Genomic DNA, 21,528 nt, shown 5'->3' with positions numbered 1-21,528 from the left:
TCTCATTAAAACAAAACATTTAACTATGCTATCAAGCTTAAGTTACTTAGATATTGCGATTATACTTATCTATTTTGGAATTATCTTATGGATTGCCCGTTGGGCATCAAAAACCAAATCGGAATCCGGAAGTGCGGTTGATTATTTTTTAGCTGGTAAGAGCTCTGGATGGTTGGTTATTGGAGCCTCTCTATTTGCTTCAAATATAGGTTCAGAGATTATCTTAGGCGTTTCAGGAGCCGGTGCACGGGGTAATATGCCCATGGCGAATTTTGAAATTATTGCCTCGCTTGTATTAATACTACTAGGTTGGGTATTTGTGCCTTTTTATCTTCGAACTGGAGTATATACAATGCCCGAGTTTCTTGAAAAAAGATATTCTAAGGCCTGTCGTAGTTACCTTTCGGTTATTTCGATTTTAGCCTATGTGATTACAAAAATTTCGTTAATCATATTTGCAGGGGCCTTGGTTTTTGAAACTATCGGAATCCCTTTTTGGTCTGGTGCTATAATTACTGTTGTTGCAACGGGTTTCTACACGGTATTAGGCGGACTTAAAGCTGTGATTTATACCGATATGGTACAAGCCTTTATTTTATTAATAGGCACCATTGCGGTAACGGCATTTGGATTATATGCTTTAGGCGGATGGGATCATATGATTGATGTTCTCACTATTGCATCTGCCCAAGAAGGCAATCCACCTACTGAACAGTTTTTTAATCTATGGAGACCAATGGCTGATACGGAATACCCGTGGACAGGTATGCTCTTCGGTGCTCCTATCTTAGGGGTTTGGTACTGGTGTACGGATCAATATATAGTACAAAGAACACTCTCTGCAAAAGATATCAACAACGCAAGAAAGGGAGCCTTATTTGCGGGGTATTTGAAATTACTTCCTGTATTTATATTTTTTATTCCAGGTGTAATCGCCTATGCTTTATTGCAAGAAGGAGCTATTGATTTTTCAATGGAAAATGCAGATCAAGCCCTTCCTGCCATGATAAATGGATTTTTACCCTCAGGCTTGAAAGGCTTAGCCATAGCGGGACTATTGGCTGCATTAATGAGTTCGCTTTCATCTGCGTTTAATTCGAGTTCCACGTTATTGACAATCGATTTTTATCAAAAGTATAAGCCTATGGCTACTCAAAAAGACCTTGTAAGTTTTGGGCGTATTGCTACTGTTGTTTTGGTTATTGTAAGCCTTGGTTGGATTCCTTTTATGAAATCATTAATGGGTGGCGGTATTTTCCACTATCTACAAAGTGTACAAGCCTATATCTCACCACCGATTGCTGCGGTCTTTCTCTTTGGATTATTTTACAAATGGATAAACGCTAAAGGCGCTATTGTCTCTTTATGGGTAGGATTTGCAGTTGGAGTTTTTAGACTAGTAGCCGAGTTTTTAAGTAATGAAGGAACTATTCAAGTAAATGAAGGGTCTTTTTTAGGAGTCTTTTTAGGTATTAATTTCTTGCACTTTGCGTTATTCTTGTTCCTTTTGTGCGCTGTGATATTAATGGTAGTAAGTAAAATGGGTCAGCCACAACCTGCCGAAATGTTAGAACTAGTAACATTTAAGAGGCGTTCAGAACGGCCAAAAGTTAAATGGTCTTCTGATGCAACTTTAACTGTAATTTTAATAGGTCTTGTGCTTGCTTTATGGTGGTTGTTTAGTACATGGGGAATAGCAAATTAGAATAGATAAGGAGACAATGGATTTAAAAATACAAGGAAAAACAGCTTTCATAACAGGGTCTACTGCTGGTATAGGTTATGCAACGGCAAGGGCTTTGGCTAGTGAAGGGGTAGATGTTATTCTTAACGGTAGAACAGAAACCAAACTGCAAGAAGCAGTGCAAAAATTACAAAGAGAATTTCCCAATAATACTATTTCAGGACTATGTATTGATTTCAGCAATACAAAGCAGATAGAAGAGCAATTGGGCAGACTTCCTGAGATTGATATTCTTGTGAATAATGTGGGTATCTACTCATCAGTGTCATTCTTTGAAACGAAAGATTCAGATTGGCAGCAACAGTTTGAAGTTAATGTGATGAGTGGAGTGCGCTTATCAAAAAGAATACTACCCAATATGTTGACTAATAATTGGGGTCGTATCTTATTTATTTCGAGTGAATGTGCCACTTTGGTGCCTGTCGATTTGATTTCCTATAGTATGACTAAAACTGCAATTTTAGCGGTTTCAAGAGGTTTAGCGCAACTAACTAAGGGTACTGGAGTAACGGTGAATACCATAATTCCAGGGTCTACTTTGTCTGAAGGAGCTGAGCAATTCTTAGAAAATGCCGCTCAAAAAGAAGGAAAAACAAAAGCTCAAATTGAAACCTCTTTTTTTACCGAAGTGAGAAGCTCTTCACTATTGCAAAGATTTGCTAAGGTTGATGAAATTGCAAATACGATTACCTATATGGCAAGTTCTCTTTCTTCTGCAACAAATGGGTCTGCTATAAAGGTTGATGGAGGTAGTATGGGAGGGATTCTATAATTACCACAATTTGAAAAATAATTCTGATTTAATATAGATATTTTAAAAAACTGATTGTCCATCATTTTAATCAGCGTTTTTCTATAGGTATTCTATCAAAACGATATGAGTAAAGAAATTAAACCCGAAAAAAGAATTGGTAAAAATGAAAAAACAGAATAAAAACCTATTAAGGCATATAGTAATTTTTAAATTCAATGATGACGCTAGTGAAACAGATGTACAAAAGTTAAATAACAATTTCAATGAACTACCAGAGCATATTTCAGTAATTAAAGATTTTGAATGGGGTTTAAATGATAGTCCAGAAAATTTCCATCAAGATTTTACTCATTGTTATATGATTACATTTAATTCAAAAAAAGATAGAGATAGTATTTATACTCCACATCCAAAACATCAAGAGTTTGTAGCTAGTCTACAGCCTCATTTAGAAAAAGTATTTGTAGTTGACTATTGGGCAAAGTAATTTTATGAATAATTGAGGTTTCGATTTAATTGGGTTTTTCAAGTAATTGATTCTTTTGCAGAACAATAAGCCTTAAATTTGCGCCCTTTAAAAGTAAAGGTACATGGCGAAGATTTTTAATTTATTCAATTTTAAACAAAAAGTAGATTATAAGACAGAAATCCTATCTGGACTCACGGTAGCCTTGGCTTTAGTACCAGAGGCGATTGCGTTTGCTCTTATACCTGGCTTTTCTCCATTAACAGGACTATATGCAGCTTTTGTATTAGCACTTATTACTTCAATTTTTGGTGGAAGGCCTGGTATGATATCTGGTGCAACAGGGGCTGTTGCGGTTATATTTATTGGTTTAATATTAGAATTGAAACGTAATTTTCCGGGTATAGAGCCAGAGACAATTTTAAATTATGTTTTTGCCACGGTCATAATTGCGGGGCTATTACAAATTTTAGCCGGAGTTTTAAAGCTAGGAAAGTTTATACGTTTAGTGCCGCATCCGGTAATGTTCGGTTTTGTAAATGGTTTGGCAATTATCATATTTATGGCACAATTTCCAAACTTTTATCAGAAAGGCACCGATAGTTTATTGACAGGTATGAATATGGTAATGATGTTAGGTCTTACTCTTCTTACGATGCTTATTATTTGGGGGCTTCCTAAATTAACCAAAGCAATACCATCCTCATTGGTAGCTATCGTTGTAGTTTCGGCAATAGTAATAGGGTTTGGAATTGATACCTTAACTGTTGCTGATACAATGAGAGAAGGCGAATCTATTAAAGGTGGATTCCCACCACTATCCATCCCGCAAATACCATTAACTTTTGAAACTTTTAAAATTATCTTTCCATATGCGGCAATTGTTGCTGGTGTTGGTTTAATTGAGAGTTTGCTGACATTGAACATTATAGACGAGATTACCGAAACTAGAGGTAATAGTAATAGGGAATGCATAGCACAGGGTTCCGCCAATATTCTATCTGGATTTTTATCAGGTATGGGTGGTTGTGCAATGATTGGTCAAAGTTTAATTAATACATCTTCTGGAGCAAGAGCAAGATTGTCAGGTATAACTGCAGCAGTAATGTTGTTGGTATTTATTATGTTCGGTTCTAGTGTAATCGAACGTTTACCTATGGCTGCATTGGTAGGGTTAATGTTTATGGTAGCCATTGGTACTTTTGAGTGGGCAAGTTTTAAGACCTTTCGTAAAATGCCAAATTCAGATGTAGTTGTAATGATTTTGGTAACCTTAATTACAGCAATCACACACAATTTGGCTGTTGCCGTTCTTTTAGGGGTTATAATATCTGCATTGGCCTATTCTTGGGAGAATGCAAAAAGAATTCGTGCGAGAAAATATATTGATGAAAATGGAGTAAAACACTACGAAATTTATGGTCCTTTATTTTTTGGTTCTACTACTCTTTTTAGTGAAAAATTTGATGTTCCAAATGATCCAGAAAATATAATAATCGACTTTAAAGAAAGTAGGGTAGCGGATATGAGTGGCATAGAAGCCTTAAATAAAATAACGGAACGTTATGCGAAATTAGGGAAGAAAGTTCACTTGCGTCATTTAAGTAATGATTGTATTCGTTTATTGGAAAATGCAGAGGAAATAATTGATGTGAATGTCATGGAAGATCCTACCTACAAGGTCATGGTTGATAAACCTCTTTCTAAAACAAAAGATGCAGAAACCAAAAACCCATTTAAACTTTGGGGTTTATAGGAGCCAGCACATTAGTCATTGTTGTTACCTAAAATTATAGATAGCGTAAAAGACTCCTAAGACTATAGCTAAAGAGAGTATATAAATACCTGTTTTTTGTATGCTATCTTTTTTGGCTTGAGCTCTTATTTTATCACGTACCATTTTACGCTCAACATCGGTAAGTTCTTTAAAGTGAAGTTTTGTTTCTTGTGAGTAGTCAAGATAATCTTTACGCAATTCTCTAAAGCTTCTACTTTTTTTAAGTAAAACCCTATTTGACTTTAAAACCTGTGTAGCATGCCCTGAGAATCCCATCGTCATATCTTTCTTATATGTAGAGAAATTGAAGGTTTGGTTACATAAAATCTTATTTATCGAAGTGTTTAGGTAATACTTTTAAGATTTTATTGCTTTCAAATTTTCAAGGTTAGCATATCTTTTGTAGCAACTTACTAAATGTAAGATTGGCTAATAATAAATAGAGATAGTAATAGGAATATTGATGCAGGCATTGACTGTTTCGGTGAATCTTTAATCTTTACATGCATTAATATTGCTCCTACCATTAGTATTGCCATTATACCGGCAGAAGGTAGGGTTAACATAGGAACCCAAATAGAAACTATTAAGCCTAGGGCACTAAGTACCTTTAAGGCACCAATGATATACATAGTAGATTCTGATAATCCATAAGCGGCGAATTCTTCTTTCATTGACGAAGCATTGCCTCCCCTGTACATTGTTTTCTTATTAAATCGAAAAAACCAAACATTAATGATGGCTACGAAAATAATTACTTTGGCAAAAATGACAACAAAATCCATATTGTTTAATATATTTGAAATAAAATTAAACAAAATATTTTAAAGTGAATATAATTTTCTCTGATTTTAAGGAATATTTGTGGGTTACTAAGGTAATTATTGTTTTTTCAGGACTTTCGTTTCTTTTTTTTGGGATTAGCTGTTTGTTTTCAAATTTCATGGTAATTGAATTTAAACGTTATGATTTGGAGAAATTTAGAATTATAGTTGGATTACTACAATTATTAGGTTCGGTTGGGCTTTTTATAGGGCTGTTTTCTAAAAACTGGGCAATGTTAGCAAGCTTAGGTTTAGCTATTTTAATGGCTTTTGGGTTTATGGTAAGAATTAAAATCAAAGACCCATTTTTTTTAGCTTTTCCATCATTATTCTACGCGCTACTAAATATGATACTATTCATCATTATATTCCGATTTGAGAATAAGTAGTCAACAAATCACTGTATTAAAAGATAAAATTGATTGGGTCTTTAGTTATTTGCTAAATTGTATCATAGATTGAAAATAGAGTATTAACAGAGCTTTTACGTAAATAAGTATGTTATTGCCTTAATTTTTAAAATAAAAAATTATGCTCCTTAATGTTTTAGGTACAAATTTGATTCCTTGTTGTTATGAGCCTTTAACGGGCTTTTATAGAGATGGTTTCTGCAAAACCGGTGCAGAGGATTCTGGCACCCATACCGTTTGTGCAGTGATGACAGCAGAATTTCTAGAATACTCTAAGGAACAAGGAAATGACTTAAGTACCGCTAAGCCTATGTATAATTTTCCCGGACTAAAGGTTGGTGATAAATGGTGCCTTTGCGCCTTACGTTGGAAACAAGCTGCTGAGGCTGGTGTTGCACCTCCTGTAATTTTAGAAGCCACTCATAAGAAAACATTAGACCTTATAGATTTCACAATGCTTTTAGAAGCTAAGTACTAATATTTACACTTATTTTTAAATAAGAGTATTCAATACCATTTGGCTAGGTATAATATTTCACGTTTAGTATTAGACAGAATTAAATTGTGCTTATTTTTAGAATATGAAATACAAATCGTTGGTTGCTGTTTTGTTATTAGGAATAGTATTGAGCCTGGTAAATAGTTGTAAGATGAAGGAGATAGAAAATGAAGAGATTCTATTTGTTGGTACATATACCAATAATGGGAGTGAAGGTATTTATAGGTATAACTTCAATCTTGAAACTGGACAATTAGAGAATAAAACCCTAGCTGCTACTATTAAAAACCCTTCATATTTAACCTTGTCTCCTGATAAGAATACAATGTATGTAGTTAGCGAGGTTGATAATTTTAAAGAAGATAATGGCTCAATTACCACGTTTAGAGTAAAAGATACAGTGCTTATAGAAGTAGATGTAAAGTCTACTTATGGAGCTAACCCTTGTTATGTTGGCGTTAATGAAAGCGGCGATTTGGTCGCAGTGGCGAATTATACAGGAGGAAATGTTGCAGTTTATAGTGCTGCGCATAATGGTAACCTTAATCCTTCACCTCAAATTATTGACCATAAGATTTTAGATACAACCAAGACTGCTCATGCTCATATGGCTAAATTTATAAATGGAGAATTATTTGTGTCTGATTTAGGATTAGATAGAATTGAAAAATACCGTAAAACGGATGGGCAATTTTCAACGAGCGAGCACAAAGAATTGGTTTTAGCGGAAGGTGCAGGGCCTAGGCATTTTGTGAGCTCTAACGACGAAAAATTTATTTACGTAATTAATGAATTGAATTCAACCATTACAGTTTTTGGATTGGATGATGAAAAGTACTATGCTATTGAAACTCAAGAAACCACAGCCTCTAATTTTGAGGGGGAGAGTTTTTGTGCCGATATTCACTTATCTTCAGATGGTAAATTTCTTTATGGTACAAATAGGGGAGAAAACACCATAGTTATTTTTGAGGTTGATCAAGCAACCGGTAAACTGAAACTATTAGGTAGAGAATCGGTAAAGGGTGATTGGCCTCGAAATTTTTCAATTGATCCTAGCGAAAACTTTATACTGGTAGCAAATCAACGTAGTAATAATATCGTTGTCTTTAAACGAAATATTGAACTCGGTACTTTGAGTTTCGTTAGCCAGGTTGATTTGCCTAGTCCAGTTTGTTTAAAATTTAATTAAGTAGTTTTAATAACCTTTAAAAGGTCATGCTTGGGCACTACGCCTGATTGTCGCCACACTTGCTTGCCGTTTTTAAACAAAATCATGGTAGGCACTCCTCTTACCTGATATTGCGTTGCTAATGCTTGGTTCTTATCTACGTCTATTTTAATGACTTTTATTGAATCACCTAAATCACTTTTCACGTCTTTAAGAATTGGAGCCAATGATTTACAAGGCCCACACCAGTCAGCAAAAAAATCAACCAGTACAGGTGTTTCTCCTTTTATTATTTCAGAAAATGATGATTTCATAGTTCTTGATTTTTAATGTTCAAAATTTAATATGGAATAATTTTTATCCTTTTAGAGTAAAATTAACAGACCCCAGTTACCGGATCACAACTATTACCTTCACTTATAATCTTTAATGGTGATACTTGTTGAAATGCTTCTAAAAATACTGATGCTGGCTGTGCGCCACTAATACCATATTTATCATTAATTATGAAAAAAGGTACACTATTGACACCACGCTGTTGATAATGAGCAATCTCTTGTTTAACAGCATATGCGATGCTATCATCTTCTAGAACTTGTTTTGTTTTTTCGGCAGACCAATCATATTCAGCCATTATTGAGCTTAATACATCAATGGTATTCAAGTGAAGATTTTCATCAAAATAAGCTTTCATAAAACGCTCTTTCAACGCATCTTTAAATCCTTCTTCGCCAGCTACATGCAATAGTTGATGTAGTTGAAGTGTGTTGACAGCAAGCCATTCTTGTCCGAAGTTAAAAGTAATGCCTTCTTCCTTCCCACTTTCTTCTAAACGTTTTGTCATTTCTAGAGGGCCTTCTAAACTTCCGAATTTATTGGTTAAATAAGTATCTCTATCCAAACCTTCTTTTGGTATATTAGGATCTAATTGAAATGGATGCCATTCTATTTCTATAGGAATACCATGCCATTGTTTAATTGCTTTTTCTAATCTTTTTTTACCAACATAACACCAAGGGCATGCAACATCAGAAACTATATCAATTTTTATTTTATCGTTTTGCATTAGATTTTTCATTTCTATTTATAGCATCTTGGTCGTAAATACACAGTAAAACCTACACGACTTAATGTACTTAATTATACGATTTGATTTAATAATTTAAATCAAAAAAATAGAAATGTGGTACTAACTAAAAAACCCTTTCAAGCTATTGAAAGGGTTTTTTATAACGTGTGTGAATTGTCTTAAAGCGTTCGTAAATATTCTGCTAAATTTCGAGCGTCTTCTTCTTTTAAATTCTGGTTAAGCATGATGGCATTATTATATTCTTTCAATAATGCTTTTGCAATAGGATCTTCTTTCAACATTTTATCTGGGTTGATAATCATATTCATAACCCATTCAGGACTTCTACGTTCGTAGACACCTTTTAATGCTGGCCCGATCATACGTTGCTCGGCCATATGACATGCAGTACATATTGCTTGAAACTTTTCTTTACCTGCAGCGGCCATTTTCTCATTAACAGCATCGTCAAATTTAACGCTGGTTATTGAGCCTACTCCTTTATTATTAAGGTCAACAGGTACACCTTCACTCGCTGTTTCTGTTTTAACTTCTTTTTTGGCTCGGTTCATTTCAAAACCTTCTTTTTTCTCTTCTTTCTTCTCGCCACAGCTGATAATCATCGTGCTAAGGGCTAATAAAGTGAATAATTTACGCATACGTTTATTATAATTTAATTATTGTGAGTCAATTGAAGGACTAAGATAGGAATTTTTACGTGTAGCTCTATCCTATAATAAAGTGCAATTTAACTTTAAAGTGATTTTTTAACAATAGTATTGTGATACATTGTTTTTTTAAAATGATGAACTTAGATTAATTAAAATTCGAAATGAACTCTAAAGTACGACGTTCGGTATAAGTGAAATTGTCAGGACCATAAAAACCTACATGCCCTCCATATTTTGGAACTTCTAAGAACAAGGTTTTATGTTGTTTGGCAATATCAACAGGGTAGCATGCTTCTCCTAAAAAAGAATCGTTTTCAGCGTTAATTAATAAGGCGGGAATTTCAATAGTGTTTAAAAATTGAAGACTACTACACTGCGCATAATAATCCATAGCATCTTTAAACCCATGTGCTCTGCTCGTATAAATATCGTCAAAATCTTTCAATGTCTTTATTTGTTCGATATCCAAATCTGATATCATGTCTGGATATGACTGTTTTTTCAGCTTAAGTTTTTCAACTAAATTACCCTTAAATCTTCTTGCGTATAGAAAATTTTTAAATTGTAATAACTGATGAAGCGAATCTGCTAATTGACAAGGTACAGAAATAGCTACTGCGCCTTTAATTTCTTTAGGCAGTATACGCTCTTCACCTAAATACTTTAGTAACAGATTGCCGCCGAGACTAAATCCGTGTAAAAATATAGAGGAGTATTTATCTAGTTGAAGTACATGGTCAATGACAGATTGTAAATCTTCAGTAGCGCCAGAATGGTACGATCGATATAAATTATTCATTGAGCCACTGCAACCCCTAAGATTAATGGCACAGACATCGAAACTCGATTCGGTTAATGCTTTAGCGCTTCCTTGTATATAAGCGCGTTTAGAGCTTCCTTCAAGGCCATGTATAATAAGAACAAGTTTTTTAGATGGAGATTTTGAATAACTCCAATCCAAATCCAAAAAATCAGTATCTGGTAAGGTTAGCCGTATTCTTATTTGTTCTATAGGCTCAACAGTTCGAATTAACCCAGAATATATCGTCGACAAATGTCCGTTTTTAAAAAGTAGTGGCGGATTGTATGACGAGTTAAGTATGGGCATTACAAGTATTAAGGGATTTTTTGAAATAGGGAATAAACAATCTACATTTTAAAATATACCAAAGACACTGAAACAGGATTGTAAGTTTTTATTTTGGATAGTTTTCAAGAACCTTAATTTGTTCTTCTATAGCCTCTTTAAATTCTGACTTCAAATGTGATACTAACTTGGCTACAGGTAAGCTATCTGTAATAAGTGCAGAACCTTGGCCTGCCGACCAAATAGTTTTCCATGCTTTTGCCTCGGTATCTAGCTCTTTACCAAAATCAATTTTTCGGTCTTTTTTAAGATCTTCTTCGGTTATTCCGGCAGCTTTTAAACTAGCTCCTAGAAAATTCGCGTGAACTCCAGAAATTGCAGCAGTATATACAACATCACTAGCGCCAGCATCAATAATCATCTGACGATATTCTGGTGTAGCCTTACTTTCAATTGTATTAATAAAACGAGTACCCATATAAGCTAAATCAGCACCCATTTGCAATGCCGATGCAATATCTCTACCGGTACTGATACATCCAGATAGCAAAATAGTTTTATGATAGAATTTCTTTATTTCAGCAACTAAAGGCATGGGGTTTATTGTGCCTGCATGACCACCAGCCCCAGCAGCTACTAGAATTAACCCATCTACACCGGCCTCAGCAGCTTTTTCTGCGTGACGTTTTTTAATGACATCGTGAAAAACTAGTCCGCCATAACTTTGAATGGCATCGACAACTTCAGACACCGCACCTAATGAGGTTATTATTAATGGAACTTTATGTTTGACACATAATTTAACATCTGCCTCTAACCTTGGGTTTGTAGGGTGCACAATTAAATTAACACCAAATGGTGCCGCTTTTTTACCAGTTTGCTCTTCAAATTCTTTTAAAGTAGATTTTATTTCAATTAACCATTCTTCAAAGCCTTCACTCGTGCGTTGGTTTAATGCAGGAAAAGTGCCTACAATACCATTTTTACAACATTCTATTACCAATTGCGGACCTGATATTAAAAACATGGGAGCGGCAACTATGGGTAATGATAATTCTTTAATGAAAGCAGGTTTTTTTGACATACAGAAATAAATATTTTCAACTCGAATTAAAAATAGGTATAAAAAACCATGTTCTTAATTCCTTAGGTTTCAAAACTATGTTATTTTTATCAAGTATTATGCATGCATAACAAAAAAAGGCAGAAGATGTACTTGAAAGATTTTGAAATAAGATGGAGCGACGTGGATGCAAATCGTCATCTAGCGAATTCAGCATATATTAATTTTATGAGCCATACACGTATTTCATATTTGATGGAATTAGGATTTGACCATAAAACAATGGCAATTCATGAAATAGGACCTGTTGCGTTTTATGAGCATTTGTATTATTTTAAGGAAGCATTTATTGGTAAACCTATTAAAGTGTCTTTGGAAATAATGGGAATGAGTGAGGATTGCAAATTTTTTGAATTTCATCATAATTTTTATAATCATAAAGGGGAGAATATTGCCCATTGTGAAATGATGGGTGCATGGATGGATTTAAAGACTAGAATGCTGACAGGCTTAACGAATGAATTTCTAAAATCATTTAGTGGAGTAGAAAAAGCGAAGGGTTTTAGAGTTCTTACTAAAGAGGATTCACGCAAATTTGCTAGATTTCCTAAAAATCTATAAGTCTACTATTGTAATTCGGTAATTGAATTGTGATCGATTCCTTAATAGTATTTTAATTATTTGTTGATAACGCTATTTTAGTATATTTACGATATGGTGAGCTTGCCAGAAGAACTATTTCAAGAGACATACGGGAAAGTGAAGAAATTGATCGTTACCAAGAAATTGGCACCAGGTCAGTTAATTACGCTGCATAGGTTATCACATACACTTAATATTAAAGATGATACCATACCCGTAGTATTGCTTCAATTACAAGAAGAATCTTTATTGGTTGGTACGCTTACTAATGGACTAACGGTTCTTGAGCTTTGTGAACAGGATATTTCTGAAATGTTCGATTGCAGAATCGCATTAGAGACAATGACCGTAAAACTATTTACACGTAATGCCTCGCAGTCGAGAATTGACGATTTGCGAAATCTTTTAGTTCCGTTCGAGAATGGACCACAGAACGCATATGTTTTCCATAAAATAGATAGATATTTTCACGAATATATTGCCAAAAATTGTGGGAATAGAAGGTTGTATGAATTGTTTAAGACTGCCAAAATATTACCGTTCATGGATCTTGTAGGTCTAGTAAGGCCATTGAAATTAATAATGCAAGAGCATTTAGATTTAGTCTCTGCAATGCATCATAGAGATGAAGAAATGGCTGTTAATGCAATACAGACACATCTTGAGAATGCAAGAAAATCACATATATAGTCAATCAGTATTAAGCCTATAGGGTTGTACTATTTTAATTTTTGATAAAACCTATTCGGTTTTCTACTGGCGAGATATACCCCGACCAACACGAAACATGCTGCAACGATTTTTATTAAGGTGAGGTTGTCTTGACCGGTGAAAATGGCATACCCTATGCCAACCAAAGGTTGAACATAAACAAAAGCACTTAGCGTAGAAGCCTTTAATTGAGTTAATGCAAAAATGTTAAATAGGTAAGTGCAGAATGTGGTGCCTAAAATAACAAAAGCGATTCCACGATAAGCTTCAAATGGCAGGGAGCTCCATTCTATCTGCATAAATTCTTCTAACCCGAAAGGTAAACAGATAAGGACACCTAATGAGAATAACCACTTCATAAATGTAAATGGGTGATATTTGGTAATTAGTGCTTTTACGACTACTAAATAAGAGCCATAAAATATAGAATTAAGAAAAATAAGGAAATTTCCCATCGGTATATTAGGTGCATCTTGGCGCACTTCTGATCCATATAGAATTAAGCCTAAAGCGCCAAATAGGCCTATTCCGATGCCTAATATCTTTCTGCTTGAAATTTTTTCCTTTAGAATTACTGCAGATAAAACAAGAACAATAATTGGAGTGGTAGTTATTAAAACGGCGCTATTTATAGGCGTAGATAATGACAGTCCTTTAAAGAAAACGAGCATATTTAAACCCATACCTAAAAAGGCGCAAACAATCATTCTTAAATAATCTTTGGGATCAATCTTCTCTTTTGGCCCCAAAGGAGAAATGAGCCAAAATAAAATTGCAGCACCTAGTACTCTTAAAATAATAAAACCATAAGGTTGTACGTAATGTGGCATTATACCTTTTGCAACGGTATGGTTTATACCATAAATAGTGGTGGCCCCAATTGCAGCGATTATTGCTAATAGACGTTTATTCACGAATGAATGGCCTTTTGAGCGGCCTCTACAACCTTTTTGCTATTACCAATAAATATTTGGTCGTCCACCATTATAACCGGACGCTTTAAAAAAGTATACTGTTCTAAAATCAAAGCCTTAAAATCATTTTCGGTAAGATTTTGCGCTTTTAAATTTCGCTCACGATATAATATGGCTCTTTTGCTAAACAATGCCTCGTAGCTATTAGATAAAGCATGCATTTGTTCTAACTGAGATTCCGTAATGGGCTCAGATTTTATGTCCTGTAGTTTAAAATCATTAAGAGGTTGTAATTCTTTAATAATTCGTTGGCAAGTAGAACAAGTACTTAGGTGATATATTTTTTTCATGCTTTGCGGTGTTGCTTTAATTGTATTTTAAACCAAAAAAAGGTGTAAACAACAAATTTCAAATAGGCTTTCTGGTTTACAAAGAAACTTATTTCCCATTAATTGTACTATTTTTATGCTCCTTTAAATGTGAAATAATGTCTAAGAATTTATTTGAAATCACCCTACAGAATCGAAAAAACTTACACTCGATACTTACAAAAACTCCAAAAGAAAAACTTCTTAATATACCAGAGGGCTTCAATAATAATATATTTTGGAATATAGCTCATACCGTAGTTACTCAGCAAATTTTACAATATAAATTTAGCGGACTTCAAATGCGTGTGCCAGATGAGTTGGTGGCTAAATTTATGAAAGGGACAACCCCAGATGGTACAGCGACTGATGAAGAGATTATGATGGTGGCAGATTTTTTAATCTCTACAATAGAATGGTTAAAGGAAGATTATGATACAGACCTATTTCAAAATTATCAAGAGTATACTACTAGTGCGCGTGTAACGCTTAAAAATATTGATGATGCGATTGCATTTAATTTATTTCATGAAGGGTTGCACATTGGTACAATCATTCTATTGTTAAGAGCGGTTAGTTAGGGCATTACGGAAATCTTTAAAAAATTATTAGCATCATTATAAGGTATAGTTAATATAATGGGGCCATCGGCAAATGATGCGATTTCATAAGGCTCGTAAAATAGTAATAGGCCTTTATCGGTATAGCCAATATTTTCTGGTAAATAGAAACGTTCTGTTTCAAACATAAAGCCTGTACTATTTATAGTTGCATCTGCGGGCACATCTTCTTGTTTTCGAAATATAGTTTCAGTAAATGCTTTGAATTCATCTTCATTTTTGAATAATTCTTGGCGGTCTAATTCCACTTTCTTGATTTTGTCAAAGTTTAAAAATCGATTGGTGCCATAGCCATGTGCACCACCTGTGTATATGTATGATTCTAATTTTATAGTTAATACATCTTTGTTTTCAAAAATTATTGAGCCATTTATTTTAGCCTCCCAAGGCATAGATTCTTCCGGATATTTGCCATTCAGTTCTTTGTAATCCTTTACAAATGCTTCAGTAGCTCCTTCAATAGTCTGAGCATTACTTTCTTCATCAAAATTCAGGAGCGCAATAATCTCTTCTTGAAGGGCGATATTAATGGTCTCACTTAATTTTATTTGACCCAATGCTTTTGGAATTTCAATGGATACTGAAGTGCAATTCTCACAGGCATCATTAGATATATTTAATGTTTCAAAGGTGAGAGATTCCTCAGTATTACAAGCAACAAGAGAAATACAAATAAGTAGGTAGAGTAGCTTTGATTTCATGAAAAAATTAGATTTAATGTAAAAATACACCTTCATTGTATTCTCCAAAAGATAACAATACATTTGTGTGCTAAATACTTTAAAAATGGCCACTAAAAAATATAGGTTTAATACAAACACCATTCATGGTGGTCAACAACCAGATAAGGCATATGGAGCAGTAATGCCGCCTATTTATCAAACATCAACTTATGCGCAGACAACCCCTGGTGGCCATAAAGGGTATGAATATTCGAGAAGCGCGAACCCGACCCGTACTGCTTTAGAAAATTCTTTGGCAAGTATTGAAGATGGTGAATTTGGTTTAGCGTTTGGTAGTGGTCTTGCAGCGATAGATGCGGTCATAAAGTTATTAGAACCAGGTGATGAGGTAATTTCTACAAATGACCTTTACGGAGGTTCTTATAGAATATTTAAAAAGATATTTGAGAAATTTGGTATTGTTTTTCATTTTGTGGGCATGCAAGGCACCGATGCCATACGTGGCAAAATAAATTCAAAAACCAAATTGGTTTGGGTCGAAACACCAACAAACCCTATGATGAACATCATAGATATAAAAGCAGTTGCCGAGTTGATTAAGAATAAGAATATTCTTTTAGCGGTAGATAATACTTTCGCAACGCCATATTTACAAATGCCGTTACAATTAGGGGCAGATATTGTAATGCACTCAGCAACTAAATACCTAGGTGGTCATAGCGATACTGTTGTTGGAGCTTTAGTGGTAAGAGATAAGGAATTAGCAGATAGGCTTTATTTTATACAAAATGCGAGTGGTGCGGTTTGTGGGCCAATGGATAGTTTTTTGGTTTTAAGAGGAATTAAAACGCTACATGTAAGAATGCAACGCCATTGTGAAAATGGAAGAGCAGTAGCTGAATATCTAAAGAATAATTCTAAAGTTGAAAAAGTATTTTGGCCTGGTTTCAGTAATCATCCTAATCATTCAGTAGCAAAAGAGCAGATGAAAGATTTTGGCGGAATGATATCATTCGTACCAAAAGGAAGTAATTACGAAGATGCAATTAAGATTGTAGAACGTTTAAAAGTGTTTACTCTAGCAGAGTCCTTAGGAGGTGTTGAAAGTTTAGCTGGTCACCCAGCAAGTATGACGCATGCGAGTATACCTAAACTAGAACGTGAAAAAATCGGCGTTGTTGATGCACTAATAAGACTTAGTGTAGGTATAGAAGATTCGGAAGATTTAATAGCAGATTTAGAGCAAGCAATAGGATAAACCGTAATTCGTTAAATTTTACGCATTAAGAATGGGTATTTTGTTGCTAAAACAACAAATTTTATCAATTTTAAAAAAATAAGCAATCAAATTACATAAATAGCATAATTTTGCCGTTATATTTTGAAATCAATAATTTAACTAAGTGTAAATAGCTTTATGGACGATAAAATAAAAACATTTATGGATGAGGTTACCGCCAGAAATGGCCACGAACCAGAATTCATACAAGCGGTACAAGAAGTAGCAGAAACAGTAATACCATATATTGCTACACAAGAAATATATAATGGTAAGAATATTCTTTTAAGAATGGTTGAGCCAGAGCGTTTAATTTCTTTTAGAGTAGCCTGGGTAGATGATGCTGGAGAAATACATGTAAACCGTGGATATAGAATACAAATGAACTCTGCAATAGGTCCTTATAAAGGTGGTTTGCGTTTTCACCCAACTGTAAATGCGAGTATTCTTAAATTCTTGGCTTTTGAACAAGTCTTTAAAAACAGCCTTACAACACTACCAATGGGTGGTGGTAAAGGTGGTTCTGATTTTGACCCTAAAGGTAAATCAGATGATGAGGTAATGCGTTTTTGCCATGCCTTTATGTTAGAATTGAATAGACATATTGGTCCGAACACAGATGTACCTGCAGGAGATATTGGTGTTGGTGCTCGTGAAATAGGTTTCCTATTTGGTATGTATAAGAAGATACGTAATGAGTTTACCGGTGTGCTTACAGGAAAAGGTTTGTCATGGGGTGGTTCTAAAATTAGACCAGAAGCAACAGGTTATGGTACTGTGTACTTTGCAGAAAGTATGTTAAAGACTAAAAATGAAACTTTTAAAGGTAAAACAGTTGTAATTTCTGGTTCAGGAAATGTTGCTCAATATGCTGCAGAAAAAGCAATTTTACTAGGAGCTAGAGTGGTAACTCTTTCAGATTCTAGTGGATATATCTATGATAAAGATGGTTTAAATGATGAAAAACTAGCTTTTGTAATGGATCTTAAGAATAATAGAAGAGGACGTATTTCTGAGTATGCAGATAAATATGCTTCTGCAGAATTTCATGAAGGTAAAACTCCTTGGAATGTTAAATGTGATATCGCATTACCTTGTGCAACTCAAAATGAGTTGAATAAAGATGATGCTAAAAATCTATTAAAAAATGGATGTATGTGTGTTGCAGAAGGTGCGAACATGCCTTGTAATGCAGATGCTGTTCATGTGTTTAATAATGCAAAAGTATTGTTTGCACCAGGTAAAGCATCTAATGCTGGTGGTGTTGCAACGTCAGGTTTAGAAATGTCCCAGAATTCATTACGAATTAGTTGGACACGCGAAGAGGTTGATGAGCGTCTTAAAGATATTATGGAAGAGATACATGCTTCATGTATCGAATATGGTAGAGAAGAGGATGGATTCTGTAACTACGTTAAAGGAGCCAATATTGCTGGTTTTGTAAAAGTTGCCGATGCAATGCTTGCTCAAGGAGTTATTTAATTTTTAAGCATATACCTAATGTACTAGGATATAATTTATAATGCGGGGCTCTATTTTAGAGCCCCGCATTTTTTATGTAGAATATCGTCGCCGTTGTACAAACTATTATATTTGTTGAAATAGATGGTTCATTATGCAGGTAACAACAAAAGCAATAGTATTTTCTGCAATAAAATATGGTGACACAAGTCTTATAGTTAAAGCATTTACAGCCTCAGACGGTATAAAATCCTATTTATTACGAGGCGTGTTAACATCTAAAAAAGGGAAATTAAAGACAGCTTATTTTCAACCTTTAACACAATTAGAAATTGTTGCAATCCATAGAAATAAAGGAACATTAGAAACACTACGCGAAGCTAAGGTTTACTATCATTATCAATCCCTTTATGCTGATATGGCCAAAAATGCTATGACCTTATTTTTAGCAGAGCTATTGGTTAATAGTATTCGGGAAGAAGAACAAAACGAAGAATTATTCGAATTTTTAGAGGCTTCATTTCAATGGTTGGATATGCATAAAGATGTAGCAAATTTTCATCTATTTTTTATGCTATCAATTACTAAATTTTTAGGGTTTTATCCTGATGTGTATCAGATAGATAAGCCATATTTTGATTTGTTAGAAGGTGAGTTTGTTTCGGTTGAATCATTAAACCCGATGCTTAGAGGTGAAAATATATATTATTTCAAGACCTTGTTGGGCATAAATTTTGATGATATACATAACGTAAAGATGAAAAAAACTAACCGCCAAGAATTATTAAAATCCCTGATACTTTATTTTGAATTACACCTACAGGGTTTCAGGAAACCAAAATCACTTGCCGTGTTAAATGAAGTTTTCAACACATATGTATAAATTTCTATTTGTTGTATTTTTTTTAATGACCATGTTTAGTCATGCCCAAGAAATAACTGTTTTAGATGCGGATAGTGGCGAGGTAATTTCAAACGTTGCAGTTTTTAATAAAGATAAGTCGAAAGTAGCATTGTCAAATTTTGATGGAGTACTAGATGGTTCAATTTTCACTAACAAAGAGCGACTTATTCTAAGACACATAGGCTACGAAGAATATAAATCAACCAAGCAACAAATTAGTAGGCAAGGTCAAAAGGTGTATTTGATTATGAAGGCCCAGCAATTAGATGAAGTTGTAATGTCTGTTTCTAAATGGGAGCAACAGAAAAGGGATATTCCTAATAGAATTATTTCATTAGATGCTAGGTCAATTGCTTTTTCATCGCCACAAACATCTGCAGACTTACTTCAAAATAGTGGTAAAGTTTTTGTGCAAAAAAGTCAATTAGGAGGCGGGAGCCCTATGATTAGGGGTTTTGCAACTAATAGGTTATTGCTTTCTGTAGATGGTGTTCGAATGAATAATGCAATTTTTAGAGGAGGAAATATTCAAAATGTAATCTCGATAGATCCTTTTACTATAAAGAATACTGAGGTAATATTTGGGCCTGGTTCGGTTATTTACGGGAGTGACGCTATTGGTGGGGTAATGAATTTTTATACCAAGAAGCCTATTTTAAGTCAGAACGATAGTCTTTTGGTCCACGGTAATGCCAATTATAGATTTGCTTCTGCAAATCTGGAAAGCACAATTCACGCTGATGTAAATATTGGTAAAAAATATTGGTCCTCTTTAACAAGTATTACCTATAATAACTTTCAAGATTTAAGAATGGGATCGCATGGCCCTGATTCATACTTGCGAAATACATTTGTCCGCACTAAGAATGGTATTGATGAGTTGGCAAATAATAATTCACCCGAAAAACAGGTTTTCACTGGCTATGACCAAATAAACCTGATGCAAAAATTTCTGTATAAACCCAATTCGAAATGGGATTTAAATCTTGGTGCATACTATTCAGAAACTTCAGATTATTCTAGATATGATAGATTGATTAGGCCTACAAGTGACGGGTTAGGACTACGGTCAGCAGAATGGTATTATGGACCTCAAAAATGGTTCATGGGTAATGCTCAAGTTCAAAAAAAAGGAAATGGAAAGTTTTATGATGGTTTAAAATTAGGTCTTGCCTATCAACATTTTGAAGAAAGTAGAAGTAATCGAGATTTTCAAGATGTGGTCTTAAATACCACGATAGAAAAAGTAAATGCTTTGAATATGAATATTGATCTTGAGAATAAGAAGATGGGTAATTTTAGGCTGTACTATGGTAGTGAGTATATTTTTAATAAAGTTGGGTCGAGTGGTTTTGACTTAAATAGTACCACAGATGAAAAAATTGAGTCGGCCTCTCGTTATCCAGATGGTTCAACATGGCAAAGTTTAGCAGGTTATTTGAATGGGGAGTATAAAGCAAAACCAAATTTTACAATTATGTCTGGCTTGCGGTATAGTCATGTATGGGTCGATGCTGTTTTTGATGATACTTTTTATGATTTTCCTTTTGAGACTGCAGATTTAAGCACAGGAGCTTTAACGGGTAGTATAGGTTTCAGCTGGTTTCCAAGAGCAAATCTTCAAATTACCTTAAATGGGTCTACAGGTTTTAGAGCCCCAAATATTGATGATGTCGGTAAGATATTTGATTCTGAGCCAGGGTCGGTAGTGGTTCCTAATCCAGATTTAGAGCCTGAATATGCATACAATGCAGAAATTGGTGTCCAACGAAATATTAACGATAAGTTTATTTTAAAAGGAACTGCTTACTATACGTATTTGGTAGATGCTTTGGTGCGACGAGATTTTAGTTACAATGGTGTTTCTGAAATTGAATATGGAGGTGAGCTTAGTAATGTGCAAGCAATACAGAATGTGGCTAAGGCTTATGTTTATGGCTTTGAATTTGGTTTAGAAGCATACCTTAATGAACAATGGTCTTTATCGTCTAACTTGACAATAACTGAAGGTGTAGAAGAGGAAGATGATGGTACTGAAACACCTGCTCGTCATGCAGCACCGACTTTTGGAGATTTTCATATTGTATGGAAAAACCAAAGACTGCGAACAGATTTGTTTGTAAATTATAATGGCGAAATTGAGTATAAGAATCTCGCAATGTCAGAACAATCTAAAGAATATATCTATGCTTTAGATGAAAACGGTAACCCGTATGCTCCTTCTTGGTACACCTTAAACTTTCGGTCGCAATACGATATTACCAATCGTCTAAAAGCTACCGTAAGTTTAGAGAATATAACAGACCAGCGGTATAGAACATACTCATCTGGTATTGTAGCCCCGGGACAAAATTTAATACTAGGAATAGGGTATCATTTTTAACAAAAAAAAGACCCGCGTAAAACGGGTC

General features: G+C 34.4%; 24 protein-coding genes. 14 read left to right on the top strand and 10 right to left on the bottom strand.

All coding sequences use genetic code 11. From position 1 onward, the window contains the following. Positions 1 to 25 precede the first annotated feature (25 nt). The 4 genes from B5X55_RS04110 to B5X55_RS04095 all read left to right on the top strand — a co-directional run bounded on the left by B5X55_RS04110 (position 26) and on the right by B5X55_RS04095 (position 4,720). The gene (locus B5X55_RS04110) at positions 26 to 1,705 is read left to right on the top strand and encodes a sodium:solute symporter (protein ID WP_079511337.1); all 1,680 of its coding nucleotides are present in this window, start codon (positions 26 to 28) and stop codon (positions 1,703 to 1,705) included. Between the two features lie 16 nt (positions 1,706 to 1,721). Further along, a complete protein-coding gene (locus tag B5X55_RS04105) occupies positions 1,722 to 2,516 on the top strand; it encodes an SDR family NAD(P)-dependent oxidoreductase (protein ID WP_079511336.1) in 795 nt (264 codons plus the stop codon). 145 nt (positions 2,517 to 2,661) lie between these two features. Continuing rightward, on the top strand, positions 2,662 to 2,985 hold the full coding sequence (locus B5X55_RS04100; RefSeq protein ID WP_079511335.1) for a Dabb family protein: 324 nt from the start codon (positions 2,662 to 2,664) through the stop codon (positions 2,983 to 2,985). A 103-nt stretch (positions 2,986 to 3,088) separates the two neighbouring features. Next, complete coding sequence (locus B5X55_RS04095) at positions 3,089 to 4,720, top strand: SulP family inorganic anion transporter (protein ID WP_079511334.1); 1,632 nt, start codon at positions 3,089 to 3,091, stop codon at positions 4,718 to 4,720. Positions 4,721 to 4,744: 24 nt separating this feature from the next. On the opposite strand, the gene B5X55_RS04090 is transcribed toward B5X55_RS04095, so the two are convergent. Continuing rightward, positions 4,745 to 5,017, bottom strand: a complete 273-nt coding sequence (locus B5X55_RS04090) for a hypothetical protein (protein ID WP_079511333.1) — start codon at positions 5,015 to 5,017, stop codon at positions 4,745 to 4,747. A 137-nt stretch (positions 5,018 to 5,154) separates the two neighbouring features. Next, positions 5,155 to 5,526 (bottom strand): DoxX family protein, encoded by a 372-nt coding sequence (locus tag B5X55_RS04085; protein ID WP_079511332.1) that lies wholly within the window; start codon positions 5,524 to 5,526, stop codon positions 5,155 to 5,157. Positions 5,527 to 5,570: 44 nt separating this feature from the next. On the opposite strand from B5X55_RS04085, the gene B5X55_RS04080 reads away from it, so the two are divergent. The 3 genes from B5X55_RS04080 (at position 5,571) to B5X55_RS04070 (ending at position 7,666) form a co-directional block, all read left to right on the top strand. Further along, the gene (locus tag B5X55_RS04080; RefSeq protein WP_262494150.1) at positions 5,571 to 5,954 is read left to right on the top strand and encodes a DoxX family protein; all 384 of its coding nucleotides are present in this window, start codon (positions 5,571 to 5,573) and stop codon (positions 5,952 to 5,954) included. A gap of 142 nt (positions 5,955 to 6,096) precedes the next feature. After that, the gene (locus B5X55_RS04075) at positions 6,097 to 6,453 is read left to right on the top strand and encodes a DUF2237 family protein (protein WP_079511331.1); all 357 of its coding nucleotides are present in this window, start codon (positions 6,097 to 6,099) and stop codon (positions 6,451 to 6,453) included. 103 nt (positions 6,454 to 6,556) lie between these two features. Continuing rightward, on the top strand, positions 6,557 to 7,666 hold the full coding sequence (locus B5X55_RS04070) for a lactonase family protein (RefSeq protein WP_079511330.1): 1,110 nt from the start codon (positions 6,557 to 6,559) through the stop codon (positions 7,664 to 7,666). Here B5X55_RS04070 and trxA read toward each other — a convergent pair. From trxA to B5X55_RS04045, 5 genes are all read right to left on the bottom strand, one after another. Continuing rightward, positions 7,663 to 7,959 carry a thioredoxin gene (gene trxA / locus B5X55_RS04065; protein ID WP_079511329.1) on the bottom strand — a complete coding sequence of 99 codons (297 nt, stop codon included), beginning with the start codon at positions 7,957 to 7,959 and terminating at the stop codon, positions 7,663 to 7,665. The genes B5X55_RS04070 and trxA overlap by 4 nt on opposite strands. A 62-nt stretch (positions 7,960 to 8,021) precedes the next feature. Beyond that, positions 8,022 to 8,711, bottom strand: coding sequence for a DsbA family oxidoreductase (locus B5X55_RS04060; protein ID WP_159447521.1), 690 nt, complete (start codon positions 8,709 to 8,711; stop codon positions 8,022 to 8,024). A 182-nt stretch (positions 8,712 to 8,893) separates the two neighbouring features. After that, on the bottom strand, positions 8,894 to 9,373 hold the full coding sequence (locus B5X55_RS04055; RefSeq protein ID WP_079511327.1) for a c-type cytochrome: 480 nt from the start codon (positions 9,371 to 9,373) through the stop codon (positions 8,894 to 8,896). A 157-nt stretch (positions 9,374 to 9,530) separates the two neighbouring features. Next, positions 9,531 to 10,493, bottom strand: a complete 963-nt coding sequence (locus B5X55_RS04050; RefSeq protein WP_079511326.1) for a YheT family hydrolase — start codon at positions 10,491 to 10,493, stop codon at positions 9,531 to 9,533. Positions 10,494 to 10,581: 88 nt separating this feature from the next. Next, complete coding sequence (locus B5X55_RS04045) at positions 10,582 to 11,556, bottom strand: NAD(P)H-dependent flavin oxidoreductase (RefSeq protein ID WP_079511325.1); 975 nt, start codon at positions 11,554 to 11,556, stop codon at positions 10,582 to 10,584. Between the two features lie 126 nt (positions 11,557 to 11,682). Between B5X55_RS04045 and B5X55_RS04040 the strand changes: the two genes are divergently transcribed. After that, the gene (locus B5X55_RS04040) at positions 11,683 to 12,156 is read left to right on the top strand and encodes an acyl-CoA thioesterase (RefSeq protein WP_079511591.1); all 474 of its coding nucleotides are present in this window, start codon (positions 11,683 to 11,685) and stop codon (positions 12,154 to 12,156) included. 138 nt (positions 12,157 to 12,294) lie between these two features. After that, complete coding sequence (locus tag B5X55_RS04035; protein ID WP_234999661.1) at positions 12,295 to 12,867, top strand: GntR family transcriptional regulator; 573 nt, start codon at positions 12,295 to 12,297, stop codon at positions 12,865 to 12,867. Positions 12,868 to 12,896: 29 nt separating this feature from the next. Here B5X55_RS04035 and B5X55_RS04030 read toward each other — a convergent pair whose 3' ends face one another. Both B5X55_RS04030 and B5X55_RS04025 read right to left on the bottom strand, forming a co-directional pair. Continuing rightward, complete coding sequence (locus tag B5X55_RS04030) at positions 12,897 to 13,802, bottom strand: DMT family transporter (protein ID WP_079511323.1); 906 nt, start codon at positions 13,800 to 13,802, stop codon at positions 12,897 to 12,899. Then, positions 13,799 to 14,152, bottom strand: coding sequence for an arsenate reductase family protein (locus B5X55_RS04025; protein ID WP_079511322.1), 354 nt, complete (start codon positions 14,150 to 14,152; stop codon positions 13,799 to 13,801). The genes B5X55_RS04030 and B5X55_RS04025 overlap by 4 nt, the downstream gene beginning before the upstream one ends. A gap of 137 nt (positions 14,153 to 14,289) precedes the next feature. Between B5X55_RS04025 and B5X55_RS04020 the strand changes: the two genes are divergently transcribed. After that, the gene (locus tag B5X55_RS04020) at positions 14,290 to 14,751 is read left to right on the top strand and encodes a DinB family protein (RefSeq protein ID WP_079511590.1); all 462 of its coding nucleotides are present in this window, start codon (positions 14,290 to 14,292) and stop codon (positions 14,749 to 14,751) included. Here B5X55_RS04020 and B5X55_RS04015 read toward each other — a convergent pair. Then, positions 14,748 to 15,491, bottom strand: coding sequence for a DUF3298 and DUF4163 domain-containing protein (locus tag B5X55_RS04015; protein ID WP_079511321.1), 744 nt, complete (start codon positions 15,489 to 15,491; stop codon positions 14,748 to 14,750). The two genes, B5X55_RS04020 and B5X55_RS04015, sit on opposite strands and share 4 nt — an antisense overlap. 85 nt (positions 15,492 to 15,576) lie before the next feature. Here B5X55_RS04015 and B5X55_RS04010 point away from each other — a divergent pair, with 85 nt between their 5' ends. The 4 genes from B5X55_RS04010 to B5X55_RS03995 all read left to right on the top strand — a co-directional run bounded on the left by B5X55_RS04010 (position 15,577) and on the right by B5X55_RS03995 (position 21,500). Continuing rightward, positions 15,577 to 16,731, top strand: coding sequence for a cystathionine gamma-synthase (locus tag B5X55_RS04010; RefSeq protein ID WP_079511320.1), 1,155 nt, complete (start codon positions 15,577 to 15,579; stop codon positions 16,729 to 16,731). Between the two features lie 159 nt (positions 16,732 to 16,890). Then, positions 16,891 to 18,234 carry an NADP-specific glutamate dehydrogenase gene (gene gdhA / locus B5X55_RS04005; RefSeq protein ID WP_079511319.1) on the top strand — a complete coding sequence of 448 codons (1,344 nt, stop codon included), beginning with the start codon at positions 16,891 to 16,893 and terminating at the stop codon, positions 18,232 to 18,234. A gap of 133 nt (positions 18,235 to 18,367) precedes the next feature. Continuing rightward, positions 18,368 to 19,096: a DNA repair protein RecO gene (gene recO / locus B5X55_RS04000; RefSeq protein ID WP_079511318.1), complete on the top strand. Its 729-nt coding sequence runs from the start codon at positions 18,368 to 18,370 to the stop codon at positions 19,094 to 19,096. After that, complete coding sequence (locus B5X55_RS03995; RefSeq protein WP_200811584.1) at positions 19,089 to 21,500, top strand: TonB-dependent receptor plug domain-containing protein; 2,412 nt, start codon at positions 19,089 to 19,091, stop codon at positions 21,498 to 21,500. Before recO ends, B5X55_RS03995 begins: the two co-directional genes overlap by 8 nt. The last annotated feature ends 28 nt before the right edge of the window (positions 21,501 to 21,528 follow it).

The sequence above is a fragment of the Maribacter arcticus genome (genome assembly GCF_900167935.1).
GTDB lineage: Bacteria > Bacteroidota > Bacteroidia > Flavobacteriales > Flavobacteriaceae > Maribacter > Maribacter arcticus.
The sequence above is the reverse complement of the archived record's forward strand: the minus strand, read 5'-3'. Positions and strand labels throughout refer to the sequence as shown.